Here is a 2,693-nt window from a genome sequence, read left to right as displayed (position 1 = left end):
GACTGCGGATTCCGACGTAACCGGCCACCTATTCCAATCATTATCCGGCCACCGTTCCAATTGATGTCCGGCCAGGATTCCGATTTGAAGCCGGCCACCTTCCGAATTTTATCCGGCCGGTGGGTTGAGGGGCTCCGGGTCAAGATTGATGGTGGTTTGCTCCGGGGTGTCTGGTCAAGCGGGAACGGCAGCGCCGTCGGCGAGAGCGCGCTTCTTACGCAGGCTCTCGCCCGACAGCGCGATGCGGTGGGCGTTGTGGACGAGGCGATCGAGGATGGCGTCGGCGATGGTGGGGTTGCCGATGATCTCATACCAGAGATCGATCGGCACCTGACTGGTGACGATGGTCGAACGCCGCTCGTGTCGGTCTTCGACGATCTCCATGAGATCGCGGCGCTGGTCGTCGTCGAGCCGCTCCGGTCCCCAGTCGTCGAGGATGAGCAGGTCGACCCTGGCGATGGCCTTGAGCAGCCGGGCATGACGGCCGTCGCCGCGGGCGAGTGCGAGAGCTGAGAACAGCCTGGGTACACGATGGTAGGCGACGGCGAAGTCCTCGCGGCAAGCCTTCTGCCCGAGGGCACAAGCCAGCCAGCTCTTGCCGACGCCGGTCGGCCCGGTGATGATGAGATTGTGCCGCGCCCTGATCCAGTCGCAGGATGTCAGGCCGAGCAAGAGGCTTCGGTCGAGGCCTCGTGGGCTACGGAAGTCGATATCCTCGACGGCGGCGTCGTGGCGCAGCCGTGCGGCTCGGCTTCTGGCCTCGAAGCGCTTCTGGCGCCGTAGCGTCTGCTCCCGATCGAGCAGCAGGCCGAGCCATTCGCCGTGTTCGAGGCTGCGCGCCTCCGGCTGAGTCGTGAGATCCTGGAAGGCCTTGGCCATGCCGTGAAGGCCGAGTTGGGTGAGAAGGTCGATGGTGGGATGAGACAACATGGGTCCGTCCTCGCTCAATGGAAGTAGCTGGGGCCACGGAGATTGGCGTGCTGCTCGACGGCGGGTTGGTGTCCGCGCCGTCCGGCGGCCTTGTTGCCGAGGCGATTGGCGATGATGGAGGCGATGCTCTTGTAGGTGAGAGCGCCGATCGCGAGGGCGCGGGCCGAGACCGCTTCGGCCGTCACCAAGTCGAGCTCCTTGTACAAACGCAGCACGCCGAGACAGCTTCTGAAGCCCTGCTCGGGATGGGGCCGGGCGGCGAGGATGGCGGTGATCAGTCCTTCGGTGCCGGGGCCGATGCTGGCGCCCCAACGGCGGAAGCGATCCGGCGTCCATTCGGCATAGCGGCGATGGGAACTGGGCATATGGTCAGGATCGGTGCCATGGCGCCGGCCGCCGTAGCGACGCTGATGACTGGCGATGCGTCTGCCGCGATGGAAGACCTCGATGATGCGGGCGGTCGCACGCAGGTCGACCTGTTCGCGGATCAGTTCGTGGGGAACGGAATAGAAGTAGCCGTCGAACTCGACGTGGTAGTCGATCGAGACGCGGGCGAAACGCCATTCGGCGAACTCGTAGTCCTCCGACGGCAGCGGCGCCAGGGCCGGCAGTTCCACGGTCCGGAACAGCTCATGCCGCGTGGTGGCAAGACGACGGATCAGGTGGTCGTTGATGCGCTCGACGGCCTCGGCGATGGCGGCGTTAGCCTCGGCCAAAGAGAAGAAAGTCCGCTTGCGCAATCGGCCGAGAATGCAAGTCTGGGCGAAGCGGACGCCGTTCTCGACCTTGGCCTTGTCCTTGGGGCGGCGCGGCCGAGCCGGCAGGACGGCGGTGCCGTAGTGGGAGGCCATCATGGCGTAGCTGCGGTTGATCTCCGGATCGTAGAAACTCGCCCTGTTGACGCCCGCCTTCAGGTTGTCGGGCACGATCAGCCGAGGGACGCCGCCGAAGAAGCGGAACATCCGAACGTGCGAGCCGATCCAGTCCGGCAGGGTCTGTGTCCAGCTCGCCTCGGCGAAGGTGTAGCCGGAGGCGCCGAGCACGGCGACGAAGATCTCCGCCTCGCGCACCTCGCCGGTCGCCGGGTCGGCAATGGCGAGCTTCTTGCCCGAGTAGTCGACGAACACCTTGTCGCCGGCGACATGGTCCTGGCGCATCGACGGCGCCAGACGCCGCTCGAAGTGGCGGAACAGATCGCAGAAACGAGAGTAGCCGTAACCGTCGGGGTGGACGGCGCGGTATTCCTCCCACAGCAGCATCATGGTGACGCCGGGCTTCTTCAGTTCGCCGACCAGTGACGCCCAGTCCGGTTCGGCGCGCAGCCGAGCGCCGGTCTTGTTGCCCGGACGGGAGAACAGCAGCTGTTCCAGTGCGTCGTCGGTGAGATCACCCGGCAGCGGCCAGCGCAGCCCGGCCTCGGCCGCACGCCTGACATTGTCCTGCACCGTGCTCCGCGCCAGTCCCAGAATACGGCAGACCTCGCGCGTGCTGGCGCCACCGTGGATCAAACACAAAAGATGTCGTAGTTGCCTCATGGTCAGCGTCCTCTTGCCGGGCATCGCTCTCTCCTCACGTTGCGTGAGGGCGTCATGCCTCAGTTGCTGACCCGGAGGGCCGTCAAACCCCGTGCGGTGGCCGGATAATGATCGGAATGCTGGCCGGCTTCACGTCGGAATGCTGGCCGGATGACGATTGGAAACCCGGCCGGATGAACGTCGGAATCTGCACTGGCCATGGGCGGGGACTGGCACGATCTCGGTGGC

The 2,693-nt window shown here is 65.6% G+C and carries 2 protein-coding genes; both read right to left on the bottom strand.

From position 1 onward, the window contains the following. Positions 1-174 precede the first annotated feature (174 nt). A complete protein-coding gene (gene istB, locus QWZ14_RS13410) occupies positions 175-930 on the bottom strand; it encodes an IS21-like element helper ATPase IstB (RefSeq protein ID WP_213335649.1) in 756 nt (251 codons plus the stop codon). A gap of 14 nt (positions 931-944) precedes the next feature. Next, positions 945-2,489, bottom strand: a complete 1,545-nt coding sequence (gene istA, locus QWZ14_RS13405) for an IS21 family transposase (protein ID WP_213335652.1) — start codon at positions 2,487-2,489, stop codon at positions 945-947. Between the last annotated feature and the right edge of the window lie 204 nt (positions 2,490-2,693).

It is taken from the genome of Paeniroseomonas aquatica (assembly GCF_030409335.1).
Taxonomy (GTDB): domain Bacteria; phylum Pseudomonadota; class Alphaproteobacteria; order Acetobacterales; family Acetobacteraceae; genus Belnapia; species Belnapia aquatica.
The sequence above is the reverse complement of the archived record's forward strand: the minus strand, read 5'-3'. Positions and strand labels throughout refer to the sequence as shown.

Excerpts from the sequence above, each read along its gene's own strand:
- istB (WP_213335649.1), bottom strand. The coding sequence starts at position 930 with ATGTTGTCTCATCCCACCATCGACCTTCTCACCCAACTCGGCCTTCAC.
- istA (WP_213335652.1), bottom strand. The coding sequence starts at position 2,489 with ATGCCCGGCAAGAGGACGCTGACCATGAGGCAACTACGACATCTTTTG.